The organism is Embleya sp. NPDC005575 (assembly GCF_040605455.1).
Lineage (GTDB): Bacteria > Actinomycetota > Actinomycetes > Streptomycetales > Streptomycetaceae > Embleya.
This window is the reverse complement of record NZ_JBEXCV010000058.1, coordinates 34,202-49,277: the sequence shown is the minus strand read 5'-3', so window position 1 is coordinate 49,277 and position 15,076 is coordinate 34,202. Positions and strand designations below refer to the sequence as shown.

Annotated in this window: 12 protein-coding genes; 6 read left to right on the top strand and 6 right to left on the bottom strand. The window is 70.5% G+C overall.

Annotation, left to right across the window (positions count from 1 at the left end; all coding sequences use genetic code 11):
• Positions 1-624: 624 nt before the first annotated feature.
• Positions 625-1,509, bottom strand: coding sequence for a TIGR04222 domain-containing membrane protein (locus tag ABZS54_RS20825; protein ID WP_355537838.1), 885 nt, complete (start codon positions 1,507-1,509; stop codon positions 625-627).
• A gap of 352 nt (positions 1,510-1,861) precedes the next feature.
• On the opposite strand from ABZS54_RS20825, the gene ABZS54_RS20820 reads away from it, so the two are divergent.
• The 3 genes from ABZS54_RS20820 (at position 1,862) to ABZS54_RS20810 (ending at position 4,564) form a co-directional block, all read left to right on the top strand.
• Positions 1,862-3,190, top strand: coding sequence for a M20/M25/M40 family metallo-hydrolase (locus ABZS54_RS20820; RefSeq protein WP_355537835.1), 1,329 nt, complete (start codon positions 1,862-1,864; stop codon positions 3,188-3,190).
• A 210-nt stretch (positions 3,191-3,400) separates the two neighbouring features.
• Complete coding sequence (locus ABZS54_RS20815; RefSeq protein ID WP_355537832.1) at positions 3,401-3,640, top strand: chaplin; 240 nt, start codon at positions 3,401-3,403, stop codon at positions 3,638-3,640.
• 336 nt (positions 3,641-3,976) lie between these two features.
• The gene (locus tag ABZS54_RS20810) at positions 3,977-4,564 is read left to right on the top strand and encodes a chaplin (protein WP_355537829.1); all 588 of its coding nucleotides are present in this window, start codon (positions 3,977-3,979) and stop codon (positions 4,562-4,564) included.
• Positions 4,565-4,649: 85 nt separating this feature from the next.
• Here the strand turns inward: ABZS54_RS20810 and ABZS54_RS20805 are convergent, their stop codons facing one another.
• Positions 4,650-4,835 (bottom strand): DUF5703 family protein, encoded by a 186-nt coding sequence (locus ABZS54_RS20805; protein ID WP_020551221.1) that lies wholly within the window; start codon positions 4,833-4,835, stop codon positions 4,650-4,652.
• A 117-nt stretch (positions 4,836-4,952) separates the two neighbouring features.
• Here ABZS54_RS20805 and ABZS54_RS20800 point away from each other — a divergent pair, with 117 nt between their 5' ends.
• A complete protein-coding gene (locus ABZS54_RS20800) occupies positions 4,953-5,594 on the top strand; it encodes a hypothetical protein (RefSeq protein ID WP_355537826.1) in 642 nt (213 codons plus the stop codon).
• 118 nt (positions 5,595-5,712) lie between these two features.
• Here ABZS54_RS20800 and ABZS54_RS20795 read toward each other — a convergent pair whose 3' ends face one another.
• Complete coding sequence (locus tag ABZS54_RS20795; RefSeq protein ID WP_355537823.1) at positions 5,713-6,846, bottom strand: chemotaxis protein; 1,134 nt, start codon at positions 6,844-6,846, stop codon at positions 5,713-5,715.
• A gap of 272 nt (positions 6,847-7,118) precedes the next feature.
• Here ABZS54_RS20795 and ABZS54_RS20790 point away from each other — a divergent pair, with 272 nt between their 5' ends.
• A complete protein-coding gene (locus ABZS54_RS20790) occupies positions 7,119-8,687 on the top strand; it encodes an ABC transporter substrate-binding protein (protein ID WP_355537820.1) in 1,569 nt (522 codons plus the stop codon).
• Here ABZS54_RS20790 and ABZS54_RS20785 read toward each other — a convergent pair.
• The 3 genes from ABZS54_RS20785 to ABZS54_RS20775 all read right to left on the bottom strand — a co-directional run bounded on the left by ABZS54_RS20785 (position 8,659) and on the right by ABZS54_RS20775 (position 12,648).
• Entirely contained in the window at positions 8,659-10,155 is a 1,497-nt protein-coding gene (locus ABZS54_RS20785) for an MFS transporter (protein ID WP_355537817.1), read from the bottom strand. The genes ABZS54_RS20790 and ABZS54_RS20785 overlap by 29 nt on opposite strands.
• Positions 10,156-10,266: 111 nt before the next feature.
• Positions 10,267-11,331 carry an acyl-CoA desaturase gene (locus tag ABZS54_RS20780; protein WP_355537814.1) on the bottom strand — a complete coding sequence of 355 codons (1,065 nt, stop codon included), beginning with the start codon at positions 11,329-11,331 and terminating at the stop codon, positions 10,267-10,269.
• A gap of 369 nt (positions 11,332-11,700) precedes the next feature.
• A complete protein-coding gene (locus ABZS54_RS20775) occupies positions 11,701-12,648 on the bottom strand; it encodes a LysR substrate-binding domain-containing protein (protein ID WP_355537811.1) in 948 nt (315 codons plus the stop codon).
• Between the two features lie 507 nt (positions 12,649-13,155).
• Between ABZS54_RS20775 and ABZS54_RS20770 the strand changes: the two genes are divergently transcribed.
• On the top strand, positions 13,156-15,018 hold the full coding sequence (locus tag ABZS54_RS20770; RefSeq protein WP_355537809.1) for a hypothetical protein: 1,863 nt from the start codon (positions 13,156-13,158) through the stop codon (positions 15,016-15,018).
• Positions 15,019-15,076 lie beyond the last annotated feature (58 nt).

Below are 15,076 nucleotides of genomic sequence, written 5' to 3'. Positions count from 1 at the left end.
GAACGCCCCGACCGGGCGATCCCGGTCGGGGCGTTCGTTCGCGACGAGCCGGCGAAACCGACTCTTCGCCGCTGCGGACGTGCGATCACCACTCCACCCGGCCGCACCCCCGCGACGGCCGACCGGAGCGGCTCCTCGTCCACGCCCCAGCAGACCACATGCGCCCCTCCCGGCACTTCAGGGGAAGCCCTCATCTTCCGAGGGGTCCGCGAGGGAGTCAGGGCCGGCCGCCGTCCCGCGACCGCGATCGGGCGATCCCGGTTCGGTTCGGGCAACCGGCGCTGTGCGGCGACGACTTCGGGAGTGCACACGGGATGTTCGTGGTTCATCGGCGCGAGCACCCGCTGCGGTGCGATCGCCGCCGCGTCGTCGAGCGTGACCACGTACCGCGGCGGCCGTTCGGCCGGCGATGTCAGACCCGATCACGGCGTAGTGCCCGGGCGCATCGCGCGCCGCGGGCGGGAACGGATCGGCCCGGCGGTCGGGTCGGCTTCGCCGTCCCCGATCCCGCCGGGCCGATCACCTTTGTCGGGGTCCCATCCATCGCGTACGCCGTGCCGGTTCCGCGTCCTCGGGTGGAGGATTCGCAGCCGCGCGGCGCACGAGGGGTGCGGATCGTGCGATTCAGCCGCCGCAGCCGCCACCACCACCGCAGCCGCCACCGCCACCGCCACCGCAGCTGCTTCCCCCGCTGCAGCTGCTCCCGCCGCCGTCTCCGCCACCGCCGCCACCACCGGTGCTGCCGCCGTAGGCCACCAGTGCGGTCCTGGCCTCCGGGTCCGGGTGCGCGGCCATGCCCAGGCAGGCCACCGTGAACAGGCCCGCCAGCGCGCCGGCGCCGAGCAGGGCGCCGGAGCGGCGGTCCGCACGCAGCTGCGTGGTCAGCTCGCGCAGTGCCCTGCGGCCCGCGCGGGTGGCCCGAAACGGCGTGCTGACCACGCCCGTGAGGATGAAGGTGAGCACGATCAGCGGGACCAGGAATCCGATCGGCCGGCCGTGTGCGAGGCCGTTGACGAAACGGACGATGCCGACCAGCCCGAGCACGAGCATCAGCCGCGGCGGCACCTTGCCGATCCGCCGGGCCAACCGGGAGTGCACGAGTCCGCGCTCGATCAGGCTGCCCTCGATCTCGGCGAGCATGGTGCTGCGCGTCCAGGCCCGCAGCAGCGCGAGCCGGGTGCCCCGGGTGGTGCGCACGCAGTCCATCACGGCCGCCGCGACCGGCTCGGTCGGCCGCGATCCGGTGGCGGCGGTGACCTGACCGGCGCGCTGCACGTGCACGTATCCCTCGGTGATCAGCGAGGCCACCGCGGTCTCGGCGACCCGGACGGGTCCGCCCGCGAGGTAGGCCGCGTCGTAGGCGCCGAGCGGTGCCCGGCTCGCCTGACCGCGGATCGCCCAGGCCATCACGATCCGGAACACGATCGCGAGGACGATCAGGCCGGCGAGGACGCCGCCGTAGAGCTTGAGGAATTCGGGACCGGTCAGGCCCCACGCGGTGCCGTTCATGCGACGTCCCTCCCGATGGTCCGACTCGCGGCTTGCCGCGTCTTGTTCGAGTTGTTCCGCTTGTTCGGTGTTCGGCTTGTTCGGCCTGATCCGGAAGGTAGCAGCGGCCCGTTCCGCCCGGTCAGAGGCATCTCCCTACGTTCGTGCCGAGGACGTTGCCGAGGACGCCATGGAGCCTTTCGTCGGGCCCCTCGCCCCGGGCCTCCCCGCGTGCCCGTCCGGGATCGTCGCCGTCCCGCTCAACTGACTGGTCGTCAGAAGGCAGCTCGGGCCCTGCCGACTCCGCACGCGGGTGCAGGATGGTGGTACACCCGTACACACGTGCCGTTCCGCCTTTCCCGAGGAGCCCGTCATGACGGAGGCTGTCCGTCCCCAGCCCACCACCACCGCGGAGGACGAGGTCGTCGACCTGTGCCGCGACCTGATTCGGATCGACACGAGCAACTACGGTGACGGCTCGGGTCCGGGGGAACGCGCCGCCGCGGAGTACGTCGCCGAGAAGCTCGCCGAGGTCGGCCTCGAACCGAAGATCTACGAATCCGAGCGCGGCCGGGCCAGCACCGTGGTCCGGATCGAGGGCACCGACCGGTCCCGGCCGGGGCTGCTGATCCACGGCCACCTGGACGTGGTGCCCGCCAACGCCGCGGACTGGACCTACGATCCGTTCGCGGGCGAGGTCGCGGACGACTGCGTGTGGGGCCGCGGCGCGGTCGACATGAAGGACATGGACGCGATGGTGCTCGCGGTGCTGCGCGACCGGGTGCGCACCGGCCGGCTGCCCTCGCGCGACATCGTGCTCGCCTTCGTGGCCGACGAGGAGGCCGGCGGCCTCTTCGGGGCACGGCACCTGGTGAACAACCACGCCGACCTGTTCGAGGGGGTCAGCGAGGGCATCGGCGAGGTCGGTGGGTTCTCCTTCACGGTCAACGACGATCTGCGGCTGTACCTGGTCGAGACCGCCCAGAAGGGCATGGACTGGATGCGGCTGATCGTGGACGGCACCGCCGGCCACGGGTCGATGATCGCCAAGGACAACGCGATCACCGAACTGGCCGAGGCGGTCGCCCGGGTGGGTCGGCACAAGTTCCCGATCCGGGTCACCAAGACGGTGCGGGCGTTCCTGGACGAGATCTCGGACGCGCTGGGCATCGAACTCGACCCGGACGACATCGAGTCCACGATCGAGCGGCTCGGCCCGATCGCGAGCATCATCGGCGCGACCATCCGCAACACCGCGCAGCCGACCATGCTCAACGCCGGATACAAGGTCAACGTGATTCCCGGCCAGGCCACCGCGCACCTGGACGGCCGATTCCTGCCGGGCTTCGAGGACGAGTTCCACGCCGAACTGGACGCGGTCCTGGGCCCGCGGGTGCGGCGCGAGACGGTGCACACCGACCAGGCCCTGGAGACCGGCTTCGACGGTGCGCTGGTCGAGGCCATGTCGGCCGCACTGCGGGCGCACGACCCGGCCGCGCGGGCGGTGCCGTACTGCCTGTCCGGCGGCACGGACGCGAAGTCCTTCGCCGATCTGGGCATTCGCTGCTTCGGCTTCGCGCCGCTGAAGCTGCCGGCCGACCTCGACTTCGCGGGCATGTTCCACGGCGTCGACGAGCGGGTTCCGGTGGACGGCCTCAAGTTCGGCGTACGGGTGCTGGATCACTTTCTCGACAACGCATGAGTGCACGGCGCGCGGTCGGGTCCGGGCACGGTCGCACGGTCCCGGCACCCCCGGCTGCGCGCCGGCTCGGCCCCCGAAGCCCGGCATTCCCGGGGGCAAGCCCGAACGAGTGAATACCTCGGTCCACGCGTAGCCTCCGCCCGATCCCGTCGTTTCCCCTTGTGCGGCGCGCAAGCGCGTCGTGGTGTCGACAAGGAGGACGAAAGAATCATGAAGAAGATGGGCAAGGTCGCGTTCATCGTCGCGGCCGGCGGTGGACTTGTACTCGCCGGCGCCAGTGGCGCCATGGCGGACTCCGAGGCGCAGGGTGCGGCCGTCGGCTCCCCCGGTGTGCTCTCGGGCAACAACATCCAGGTTCCGATCCACATCCCGGTCAACCTGTGCGGCAACACCGTCGACATCATCGGCGTGCTGAACCCCACGTTCGGCAACACCTGCATCAACGCCTGATCCAGGCCACACGCTCGTTGGCGTGCGGACGGCCCCGAGACCTCACGGTCTCGGGGCCGTCCCGCTGTGCGGTGACCCGCGCTCGGAGCACACCCGCGGGTGGCTCGCGGGCGCCCCACCGGCACGCCTCGGCCGACGATCGCCACCGGCCGGCCAAGCGCTCGACTGGGATGAAAAGCAGCCAAAGACGATCAATACCTGGTTGTAAGGAATCCCGAAACTCAGCCGTACGAGCGAATCGTCCCTGAATCGGTGACCTCCTGTGCCGGCTCTCGTTGACGTCCGTGCGGGGTCATCGTCCCCCGCCCCTCGCGAGAGAGACACAGGGGTACTTACATGCACCAGTTCGCTAAGAAGGGGCTGTTGGTCGTCATCACCACCACGGGCGCCCTCGCGTCCGCGGCGGTAGGTGTGGCCAACGCCGGCAGTGCGGCCGATGGCGCAGCCGTCGGCTCGCCCGGCGTGGCCTCGGGCAACAACATCCAGATCCCGATCCACGTTCCGGTGAACGTGTGCGGGAACACGGTGAACGTGATCGGCGCCCTGAACCCGGCGTTCGGCAACCACTGCGTGAACGCGTCGAACCCCACGCACCCTCCGCAGATCAAGCCGCCGGCCACCAAGCCGCCGACCACCAAGCCCCCCACCACGCACCCGCCCACCACGCACCCGCCGGCCACCAAGCCCCCCACCATGAAGCCGCCGACCACCGGTGGCACCAGCGGTGGCACGACGGGCGGCACCACGGGCGGCAGCACCGGCGGCAGCTCGGCTGGGGCCACCGGCGACACCACCGGTGGGTCCACGAGCACCGGCTCGCTCGCTCAGACCGGTTCGAACGCACTCACCGTGGCCCCGATCGGCGCCGCACTGCTGCTCGGCGGCTTCGTGTTGTACCGCCGCTCGCGGCCCGCGCAGGACTGAGCACGGCCTGCACGGCCAAACGAACTCGAGGACTGCTCGCCCCTGGGAGGACAGGGGCGGGTGGTCCTCGTGGCGTGACGGTCCGTCACATGGTCCGCACCTGTCGAATGATCCGGCGCCGCAGGACCACTCGTCGGCTGCCGTCGCCACGCAGGAGCAACCGGTCCAGCTCCCAGTAGCCGTACTCAGCTTGCTCGGTCAGGATGCGACACGCGTCGGTCCGGGAGGTGCCGCGCGGGATGTCCAGTTGCCGAAACTCGTATTCCGCCATGTTTCCGTTCCCCGGCGGCCGCGCGAAGGCGCGGTGACCGGCCTTTTGGTAACTCTCCGACTCCGCCATCAGTGAACCATTGTGCGCGCGTGGGGGTCTTGCGGATAACGTCACCCCATGACCGGTGTTGCGCAGCCCACGCCAGAGCAGGTCCGTGCCGCCGCGGACGTTCTCAAATCGGCGATCGACGACCATCTGGCCGCCGTCGAAGCCCGCCAGGGCGAGAGCGACCCGGCCGTGTTCGCCGCGTACGACGCGCTCGCGGCCGCCGCCGAGGCATACGACGAATTGTTGTACGACGCCTACGACGAGGTCACCCCGTTCGAAGTGCCCGGCAGCACCGAGGAAACCGAGTACGAGGGGCCCACCAACCCGGAGGCGGTCACCGTGCTGATCCGCCGGGACTACGCAATCAAGGACTTGATCACGCTCGTCGACCACGCCCGCCGGGCCGACGCGGAGGCCGGCGACGCGGAACCGCCGGCGTCCCCCCGCGACACCGGGGCGGACAGCGCGTCGAGCGCGGTCGCGGTGCTCTTCGACGTGTACGACCCGGACGAGATCGCCCAGCGCGCCGAGGAACTCGGCCTGGAACCGGGCGATTCCACCCTGTGGGTGTCGGCGATCGAACCGACCGAGCCGGGCGAATGGCTGGACGCCCCGTTCGACGACGCGGATCCGCGCAGCATCATCTACCGGTTCGAGACCAGTACCGCATACGAGGACGACCTCGAGGCGCTGGAGCGCGACCTGCACTGACCGGTCGTCCGCGCCGTCGACCCGACCCCGGCACGACCCGTATCGACCGAGTGCGGCGGCGACCCCCAAGGGTCACCGCCGCACACTCCTCGTGTTGCCGGCCGGCCGCAGCGCGGCACTAGTAGCGCAGCGCCAGCGCGATGCCGCCGGCCTCCTTGAGCGTGTCGTCGGGCACGAAGACCACCTTGCCGTCCGCCTCCAGGGTCGCCTCGACCACGGTGTCCACGATGTCGTCCTCGGCTCGGCCGGCCAGTACCGCGTCCTCGGCGTGCGGCCCGGTGAGCACCTGGAGCACGATCTCGCCGGTGCGATCGACCGTCACCAGTCGACCGGTCACCCGCAGCCCCTCCTCGACCACCAGCAGCGCGCCGCGGCCGGCCCGGGCGGGCGTCCACACCTCCTGGATGCCGCCGGAGTACCGCTTGCCACTGCGCGCGTCGTCCAGCGCCCGCAGCGCTGCGGCGGTCGCCTCCGCGGCCAGCGCGGTCCGCGCCGGCGCGAGGATCTCGGCGAACTGACCGGGCGTCGCCTCGTTCACGCCGCCGACCTCCAGCTCGGTCCGGGCCAGGTGCGCGCCGTTGCGGGTGCTCTCCCGGAACGCCTTGACCTGCGGTCGCAGTCCGACCGGGACGACCTTGTCCTCGCGTCCGGCGAGCGCCCGCGCCAACTGCTCGTCGGCCTCGTTCAGCAACCGCCGGAAGTCCTCGCTCACGCCCAGCCCGCCGCCCTCGCGCGTGGGAGGTCCGTCCCGCTCCGGACCGGCCGAGGTGATCGGGAAGCCGCCGTCGCGGACCTCGTGCGCCTCGTCGCCGCGGCCGTGCCACAGGTGCACCTCGTGCTCACTGAGCACGAGCGCCCAGTAGGGGGTGAGCCGTTCGGCCGCGGCCACCAGGTTGCGGGTGAGGTAGGTGGTCGCGAGCACCACCCGCTCACTCACCGGCGCCTGCACGGTGAAGGCGTAGTGCTCGTCGGCCGAGGCGTACAGGACCAAGCCGTCCAGGAAGTGCTCGGGGTCCAGCTCGGCCGCCGCGGCCTTGAGCCGGTCGACGGTCTTGATCCGGGCCTCCCGGCCCACCTCCGGGTCCGCCGCGAGCCGCTTCTCCGCCTCGGCCAGCACGTTCCGCAACCGGATGTGGTCCTGCTGGTTCTCCGGGCGGTGCCGGTGCGTGGGCAGCGTCAGGGACACCGCTGGATACGCGCGCGGGCGGCGCAGCTCGGCGAGCAGTTCCGGCGACAGTGCGGCGGTCGTCATGCGGTCTCCTGGCGTGCGTTCCGGCCTCATGGCATCGACAAACACAGCGTCCTATGCCCGATTCGCCACGGAAATCGCATCAATCACCCGACCGGCCCGCAGCCGGCGCCCCGCCTCGGCCGCACTCGCTCGGCCATCACTCTGCATGGAACGGTTGTTGACGGTGAGTCAGGAGGGACTCTAGGTTGATCCCCGTTGACCCCCCGGACGCAGCATCCATGGAGACCCAGGGTCTGCCCGACCCAGGTGGGCCCATGCGAGGAGCGACCACCGTGCGATCCGTGCCCACCCGGCAGGCGGCCCTGTTCGCCGCGTTGACCGGACTGATCCTGACCACTTCCGCATGCGGCTCCGACGACGGCGCCGGCGGCTCGGCGCGCGGCGCGATGACCGTCCTGGTCACTCAGGAGGCGCGCAGCCTGGACCCGATCGTGGCGAGCCTTTCCCAGATCACCGGCGGCACCCAGGCCGCGGCCGTGTTCGACGTGCTGCTGTGGATCGACCCGAAGACCGGCCGGGCCCAACCGCAACTCGCCGAGAGCGCGACCGCGGCGGAGGGCGGTCGGGTCTGGACGCTGCGGCTGCGGCCGGACCTGAAGTTCTCCGACGGCACCGCGCTGGACGCCGAGGCGGTCAAGTTCAACTGGGAGCGGCACGCCGATCCGGCGAACAAGTCGCTGCAGGCGCGCGTGGTCGCCGGGCTCGGCATAACCGCCACCGACAGCCGGACCGTCAGGGTCACGCTGCCGGCGCCGAACGCGCACTTCGACAAGGTGATCGCGCACAATCTCGCGTTCATCGGGTCGCCCACCGCGATCCGGGCCGATCCCAAGGGCTTCGGCGCCAAGCCGGTGGGCGCCGGGCCATACCGACTCAAGAGCTGGGTGCGCGACCAGCAGATGGTCCTGGAGCGCAATCCCAAGTACTGGCAGGTGGGCGGCCGGCCGCCGCTGAAGGAGCTGACCCTCAAGCCGGTGGTCGACCAGTCGCAGCGACTGGCCATGCTGGCCGCCAATCAGGCGCAGGTGCTGACCACGGCCCAGGCCAAGCTGCTCGGCGACGCACAAAAGGCCGGTCTGCCAGTGCTCACCGAGGGCAAGAGCGGCGGGTTCATGACGCTGTTCAACACCAGTCGGCCGCCGTTCGACGATCCGCGCGCGCGGCGCGCGTTCGCGCTGATCATGGATCCGGTGGCGCGTGCGAAGGTGGTCACCGACGGCACCGGCAAACCGCTGAGCACCTTCCTGCGCCCGGGTTCGGAATTCGCCGCGCCGGAATTCGCCGCGCCGGAGGCGACCCTGCCGTCGAACAACCGGGTCGAGGCCCAGCAACTGCTGGACGCGCTCGCCGCCGAGGGCAAGCCGCTGGCCTTCACGTACAGCACCTACAACAGCCCGGGCTCGCATCTGACCGCCGAGTACTGGCTCGCGCAGACGGCAGAGATGAAGAACATCACCATGAAGACCGAGTTTCTGGAGGGCACCCAGTACCTCCAGAAGGTGCAGATCCAGCGGCAGTTCGACGCGGGCGAGTTCGTGTTGTCCTTCGACGACCCGGAGCCGGTGTTGTACAACTTCCTGCACTCCAAGGGCCAGGACAACCACATGCAGTGGAAGAACCCGGCCGTGGACCAGGCGCTGGACCAGGCCCGGGCCACCACCGACACCTCCACCCGGCGGGCCGCCTACGCGGTAGTGCAGCGCGAACTGGCCAAGGACGTCCCGATGTTCGCCTACGAGCAGGCATTCACTGCGGCGATCCGGGCGAAGGACGCGAAGGTGGCCAACCTGACCGTCTTCGAGGACGGGCTGATCATGTTCGACCGGTTGGGTCCGGCGTAGCCGCGATGGATCGGGGCTCGACGGCCCGGTCGGAGCCCGCCGATTCGGGCGGGACCGGCACGGCCGTCGGGCCTGCGGGCTCGGGAATGCACAGGCACGCGACCAGCGCGCAGCCGGCCACGATGCCGGCGATCACGAAGACGACCATGTAGGCGTGCAGGGTGGGCAGCACGTGGCCGCCGACGGACATCGTGTACGACGTGAGCACGGCTGCCACCACCGCGCTGCACACGGCCTGGCCGATCGTGCGCATCAGCGCGTTGATGCCGTTGGCTGCGGCGGTCTGCGCGGCGGGGATGGCCCGGATGACCAGCATCGGCAGCGCCGAGTAGCACATCGCCGTGCCGGAGGCGACGACGGTCGCGCCCATGATGATGGTCCACAACTCGTGGCTCGTGAAGATCCGCACCACATAGCCCAGGCCGAGCAGGATCGCACCGACACCGAGGCAGAACCTGGGTCCTCGGGTGGCGGTCAGTCGGGTGGAGATCGGCGAGAGCACGACCATCATCACCCCGCCGGGCAGCAGGCACAGGCCGCCGATCGCGACCGAGACGCCCAGTCCGTAGCCGCTCTCCTTCGGCGTCTGCACCAGTTGGGCGGTGGAGAGGCTGTTCGCGTAGAACGAGAAGCCGATGAACAGCGCGGCGATGTTGGGCAGCAGCACCGCCGGTCGCGCGGTCACCCGCAGGTCCACCAGCGGGGTGCCCACCCGCCACTGGTGCATCCCCCACGCGAGCAGGATCAGCACGGCGGCACCCAGCAGGCTCAGTGTGCGGGCGCTCGTCCAGCCCCAGGCGGTGCCCTTGGACACCGCGAGCAGCAGGCAGACCAGGAACGCGGCCAGGCCGAGCGAGCCGACCACGTCGAACCGGCCGGGACTGCGTACCGGCGATTCGCGGACGACCAGCAGGACCAGCCCCAGGACCAGCAGCGCGAGCGCGGTGGCGCCCCAGAACATCGCGTGCCAGTCGGCGTGGTCCACGACCAGGCCCGCCAGTGGCAGGCCGACGGCCGCGCCGATGCCCAGTGTCGAACTCATCATCGCGACGCCGCCGCCGACCTTGGCCGGCGGCAATTCGTCGCGCAGGATGCTGATCCCCAGCGGGACCACGGCGGTGGCCATGCCCTGGAGGGTGCGGCCGACGATCAGTACGCCGATGTCCGAGGTCAGCGCGCACATCACCGAGCCGATCGAGAGCACGCTCATCGCCACGACCAGCATGCGCTTCTTGCCGAACATGTCGCCCGCCCGACCGAGCAGCGGCGTGCACACCGAGCCGCTGAGCAGGGTCGCGGTGACCGTCCAGCTGACCGTCGACGCCGAGCTGCCGGTCAGCGCGGGCAGGTCCGGGAGCAGCGGTACCACCACGGTCTGCATGAGCGCGGCGACAATGCCACAGGAGCCCAGGACCGGTACCAGGAAACGTTGTCGCGGGTCCTGCGGGGTTGAGGCGGGGCCGGCCACGGGACGCGCTCCTGGGTGGGGAAGGGGATGGTCGGCCCCACCCTAGAGATAGATGTAGAACACATCAATCGTCTTCGGGCATCTTTCTCCGCCAGTTTGCCGACGGAGCTCCTAGCCCGCGCGCCCGGTCCGCTCGGCGCGCAGCGAGGCACCCACGTCGTGCATGTGGCCCAGCGCCTGCCGGTAGGACCGCACCAGGCTCGTCTCCAGGTAGGGCACGCCGAGCCGGGCGCAGTGCGCGCGCACGATCGGCTGCGCCTTTCGCAGGTTCACCCGCGGCAGGTTCGGCACCAGGTGGTGTTCGATCTGGTAGTTCAGCCCGCCGAGCATCCAGTCGGTGACCGGGCCGCCCTCGACGTTGCGCGAGGTCAGCACCTGACGCCGCAGGTGGTCCCACTTCACGCCGGACTCGGGCGCCGGCATGCCCTTGTGGTTGGGCGCGAACGCCATGCCCAGGTGCAGGCCGAGCAGCGCGTGCGTGACCAGGACGAAGACCAGCGCCTTGACCGGGGACATCGCGATCAGCAGCACCGAGACGTACACGGCGTAGTGCACGGCCAGGACCGAGCCCTCCACCAGGCGCTCGCGCGGGGTCCGCTCCTTGAGCGCCATCAGGCCGTTGACCTTGAGGTTGAGCCCTTCGAGCAGCAGCAGCGGAAAGAACAGCCGGGCCTGGTGCCGGGTCAGCCAGCCCATCAGGCCGGTGCGACCGCCGGTCTGGTCGGCATCCCAGACCAGCACGCCGACCGCGACGTCGGGGTCCTTCTCCAGATGGTTCGGGTTGGCGTGGTGCTTGTTGTGCTTCGCGTTCCACCACCCGCAGCTCATTCCCATCAGCAGATTGCCGTGCAGCAGCGCGAGCGCGCGGTGGGTGCGGGCGGTGCGGGCGATCTGCTGGTGGCCGGCGTCGTGGCCGACGAAGGAGGCGCGCGTGGTGAACAGCGCGACCGGAACGGCCATGGCGAGCTGCCACCACGAGTCGCCCACCCACACGACCGCGGCCCAGGAACCGAGCAGGAAGAGCAGGTTCAGGCCGATCATCCGGGCGTACCAGGCGGTGCGCCGCTCCAGCAGTCCGGCCGCCTTGAGGTCGGCGAGCAGCGGCGCGAAGTCGCTGCCCCGACGTGGTGGCGGAGATATCTCCGGATTGTCCAGAGTGGGTGCGGTCAAGGTCATGGGACGTCCCGGTATCTGGGAGAAGGGTGGTCGGCTGAGCGCGGTGGCTTGGCGCCATCTCGACGCTATTGACCGCCCGTCCGAAGGACGATCCGACAAGCCCCCCTGTTGCGGGGGCAGGCTGCGCCCCCCGTGAGGGGGTCGAGCACCATGGACACACGCGGCGCGATCCGGTAAGAGCCGGCACGGGTCTGGGCACCGTCGCCGCGTTATTCGAACTGTCGCACCTTGATCGGGGTGCCGGCTACCCGTTCCGCCGGCGAATATCCCGGAATCGACCGACCTGTACCGTTGCGCCGCGACCCGCGGCCCGCTGCACACCGGCCGACATACGCTCGAACACGATGTCCGGTGGCGCGGCCGTGACGCTCAGTCCGGGTCGAGTGCCGCCTCCTCGCCGAGCGCGGCCCGCAGCGCCACCGCCTGATCGCCGATACAGGCGAGGAACGCGCTCACCGCCGGCGTCGGCGTCCGGTCCGCCATCAGCGTGGTGCCCACCGTGCGGCGCACCGACTCCAGCGGCACCGGCAGCACCGCGAGCCGCTCGTCACCGGTGACCACGAGTTCGGGCAGCGCGGCGATCATGTCGGTGGCCAGCAACAGCGCCCGCACGGTCAGGATCGAGGTGCACTCGACCCGGTCGGCCGGCAGCGGTAGCCCGCTGCGCGTGAACAGCTGGGCCAACTCGCTGCGCAGAGCCGTCTGTTCGAGCGGCAGGATCCACGGGTGCGCGATCGTGTCGGCGAGCACGCGCGCGGTTTCCATGAGCGGGTGGTCGCGCCGGACCACCAGTCGGATCGGCTCGCGATACAGCGCTGTCTGCCGTACCCGCCCGGCGTCCTCGGCCCGGCCGAGCCGGCCGACCACGACATCGATCTCGCCGGCGAGCAGTTGCGGATACAGCACGTCGTAGGTGGCCTCGCGGACGATCACGGTGATTCCGGGTCGGTCCCGCTTGAGCGCGGACACCGCGCGCGGCAGCAGCACGCTGGTGCCCGCGAGCAGCGTGCCGACGGTGACCGTACCGGTCTGTCCCTCGCGCAGGCTCGCGATGTGGTCGCCCGCCCGGCGCACCTCGGCCAGGATCACCCGCGCATGGGCGACCAGGGCGTCGCCGTAGAGCGTGGGACTCATCCCGTGCGGGCCACGCTCGAACAGCGGGACGCCGACCATCGTCTCCAACTCGCGCAGAGTGCGGGTCGCGGCGGGCTGGGTCAGGTGCAGTGCCTCGGCCGCGCGGCTGACTCCCCCGTGCGCGGCGATCGCCGTGATCAGGGTCAGATGCCGGAACTTCAGGCGTCCGTCGAGTAGGTCCACGCAGGCTCCCCGTACCGGTTCGGTGCTGCGTACCGCACGGGCACGCATACCTGTTTGGTGATGCAATGGCACCGGATCGGCATTGGATGGACATGCGCCGGCGCAGCCATCATGCACGTGGCGACCGCTTCTTGACGAGCCATCCACCCGATGTCGCAGGCACGGCACCGGGTACGGGTGCCGGGTCGAGTTGGGCACGCCGTTGTTGTTCGGCCACGACGCCGACCCGTTCCGCGCGGCGGAGCGGATCGGTCCGTCGACACCGCGGTCCTCGACCAACGCGCGGTGACACCGGAGCATCCGGGGTCACGGTCGGGTCCCTTCGCAGAAGGTGCACTTCGCCTGCGAAGAGGTGACGAGGGCGGTTCGGCCGGCCATCACGGCGCGCTCGCCGTATTGCCCCGCCGGATCGGCGGCGGGCCGAACCCGTCTCGGCCCGCTCCCGCGCGACACCGCCCCACGCAAGCGCACTTCCCCGTCATTGTCCCGTGTCGGAAGGTTCGTCAGATGCGCCGCACACCCACCCTCGGCAGCAGGGCCGGCAGATCCCGCGGATACGGCAGGTCCGGCGCGGTCGCGCTGGCCGCCCTGGTCGCCGTCACCGGCAGCACCTACCTGGGCGACCCCGGCCGCACCGCCGCCGGCTCCGCGCCGCACACCGCGAACGCCGCGGGTACCGCGCAGGACCCGAACATTCCGTTCGTATGCCAGGAGCGCCGACCGCAGCCGGCCGACCCGAACGCGTACGGCATGCAACTCGACGGCTCGTTCCTGGCTCCCGCGTCCACCCCGCTCGACGAGGAGAACCCGCACCCCTTCCCGGGGCGCCGCGCCGACTACGACGGCAGGCAGTACGTGAAGAACATGAACGTCGAAGCCGCCTACGAGGGCTACGACTTCACCCCGGACTTCTTCCACACGTGGCAGAACATCGTCGACTTCGGCGGGCGCCGGTACATGTTCCAGTACGACCGTTCCGAGGGTCGCGTCTACGACATCACCGACGTCACACACGTCACGGTGGTGGAGAGGATGTCCCGCGAGGACGTGGGCGGCGACGAGCTCAAGGCCAACGGCACCTGGGCGGCGGGCGATTACTGGGGCGCGTCCACGATCCAGTGGAACAAGCGGCTGAACGCCTACGTGATGGTGCAGTCCTTCGAGGACAAGCGGCAGATCAGCGAACTGACCGACGAGCCGGGCCACGACAAGTACGGCAACCCGGAGGGCGTGGCCAAGCTGCGCGGAAAGCCCGGGCTCAAGGGCTTCAAGGTCTATCGCCTGGACGGACCCAGGAAGGCCGATTGGCGGCTGATCTCGACCGTCAGCACCGACTCGACCCAGCCGAACCCGCTGAACAGCGACCCGACCAAAGCCCAGCAGGGTTCCGGTTCGCTGGACGTGCCGTACTGGGACGGCGGCAAGTACATGTTCATCGCCGTCGCGCCGAACGACACCTTCGCCAATACCGAGTACCCGACCAACCTGCACTCGGCCGGCTACCAGTCCTACGACATGTCCGACCCGACCGGGCCGAAGCTGCTGGACACCTGGCACCTGCCCGGTCAGGTCACCGGCGAGGACGACGCGTACGCGAGGAACCCGCGCTGCGGCAACCGCACCAGCTGGCTGGGCGCGCGGATGTCGCTGTTCGTCCCCAAGTCGGTCGAGCAGGGCGGCCGGTACGGCTTCGCGGTCCAGGGCGGCCTGGGCATGACCATCCTCGACATCTCGGACCCGGCGAGGATGCGTCAGGTGGGCCACGTGGACCTGCCGCCGTCGGTGGCGGGCACCGAGGGCGACAACATCGACGTGTCGCAGTACGAGAAGACCGGGATGATCTACCTCTCCGGCTACCCGCTGACCGAGGACTGCTACGAGCCGTACAAGCCGATCTACCAGATCGACGCGCGGGACGTGGCCAATCCGCGGATCGTCGGCCGGTTGCCCCGGCCCACGCCGCCGAGGTCGGCCGGGATCACCGACTACTGCCAGCGCCGGGGCAGCTTCGGGCCCAAGCGCACCGGCTACTACACCAACCCGGGCCGGCACGACGACGGCACACTCGTGTACGGCTTCTACAACGCGGGCGCCCAGGTCTTCGACGTCAAGAACCCGGCCCGACCGGAGATCGAGGCGTACTTCGTACCCAAGGCGTTCGGCACCAAGACCAGGGACTGGCCGACCGAGGACGGCGCCTTCCCGGAGTGGGCGATGGGCAACCAGACGCACGGCGTCTACGTCGAGTGGGACCGCAACGTCGTGTGGGTGCTGACCAACCACGGCATCTACGCGCTGTCGGCCAAGGACGTGCTCGGCAAGCCGAACCTGGGCAAGCCGAAGGAGCCGTTCCGCAACAGCCAATCCTGATCCGGACCGGAGGATACGGCCGAGGCTCGACGTCCCGTGCGGGGGCGCCGGGCCTCGG

Coding starts and splice junctions, on each gene's coding strand:
- ABZS54_RS20825 (WP_355537838.1), bottom strand. CDS start 1,509: ATGAACGGCACCGCGTGGGGCCTGACCGGTCCCGAATTCCTCAAGCTC.
- ABZS54_RS20820 (WP_355537835.1), top strand. CDS start 1,862: ATGACGGAGGCTGTCCGTCCCCAGCCCACCACCACCGCGGAGGACGAG.
- ABZS54_RS20815 (WP_355537832.1), top strand. CDS start 3,401: ATGAAGAAGATGGGCAAGGTCGCGTTCATCGTCGCGGCCGGCGGTGGA.
- ABZS54_RS20810 (WP_355537829.1), top strand. CDS start 3,977: ATGCACCAGTTCGCTAAGAAGGGGCTGTTGGTCGTCATCACCACCACG.
- ABZS54_RS20805 (WP_020551221.1), bottom strand. CDS start 4,835: ATGGCGGAATACGAGTTTCGGCAACTGGACATCCCGCGCGGCACCTCC.
- ABZS54_RS20800 (WP_355537826.1), top strand. CDS start 4,953: ATGACCGGTGTTGCGCAGCCCACGCCAGAGCAGGTCCGTGCCGCCGCG.
- ABZS54_RS20795 (WP_355537823.1), bottom strand. CDS start 6,846: ATGACGACCGCCGCACTGTCGCCGGAACTGCTCGCCGAGCTGCGCCGC.
- ABZS54_RS20780 (WP_355537814.1), bottom strand. CDS start 11,331: ATGACCTTGACCGCACCCACTCTGGACAATCCGGAGATATCTCCGCCA.
- ABZS54_RS20770 (WP_355537809.1), top strand. CDS start 13,156: ATGCGCCGCACACCCACCCTCGGCAGCAGGGCCGGCAGATCCCGCGGA.